The organism is Winogradskyella psychrotolerans RS-3 (assembly GCF_000427335.1).
In the GTDB taxonomy this organism is placed as follows: domain Bacteria; phylum Bacteroidota; class Bacteroidia; order Flavobacteriales; family Flavobacteriaceae; genus Winogradskyella; species Winogradskyella psychrotolerans.
Genome location: NZ_ATMR01000175.1, coordinates 1 through 776, shown reverse-complemented (window position 1 = coordinate 776; position 776 = coordinate 1). Strand labels below are relative to the sequence as shown.

At 41.0% G+C, this 776-nt stretch carries 1 protein-coding gene; it reads left to right on the top strand.

The window, feature by feature from the left end:
- Nucleotides 1-182: 182 nt before the first annotated feature.
- The coding region (locus ADIWIN_RS15690; protein ID WP_262507776.1) for a dicarboxylate/amino acid:cation symporter at nucleotides 183-776 on the top strand (594 nt) is incomplete at its 3' end.

Sequence of the window (776 nt, the reverse complement as noted above, 5' to 3'; positions counted from 1 at the left end):
AAACCGGTCCAGCAAAGTTTAAATTTCGCTAGCGTCATTATTTATGAAAAGAAATATACCTCTTCATACCCGTATCATTATAGGCTTGGTTTTAGGCCTGGCCGTTGGGCTTGGGGTTGTAAAATTTGGACTTTCACCAGACTTTATCAATGACTATGTCAAACCAATAGGAACGGTTTTTCATCACTGCGCTTAAAATGATTGCGGTGCCACTGGTTTTGGCCTCCTTAATCGTTGGTGTATCTAATTTGGGAGACATCACCAAATTGAGTCGAATTGGCGGAAAGACCATACTCATTTACATTTTCACAACTGCCCTTTCAGTCTCGGTTGGTTTAATATTGGTAAATATCTTCAATCCTGGAAAAAGCCTGCCTTCTGAAACCAGGGAAAAGTTGATGGAATTGTATGACGAAACAGCAGGCAGCAAATCTTTAGAAGCCGAACAAATTAAGGACCAAAGTCCTTTGAAACCCTTGGTTGACATGGTGCCTGAAAACATTTTCCAGGCAGCGGCAGCAAATGAAATGATGTTACAGGTGGTGTTTTTTGCCATCATTATGGGCATTGCATTGATTCGAATCCCTAAAGCCAAAGCGGCACCCGTCATTGCTTTTTTTGAAGGCATCAATGATGTGATCATCGAAATCGTGGGATTTATAATGATTCTGGCCCCCTATGGGGTTTTTGCATTGATGGCTTCGTTAATTGTTGACATTACAGGAGACAACCCAGATTCTGCGATAGAATTGTTATTGGCCTTATTGAAATACAGT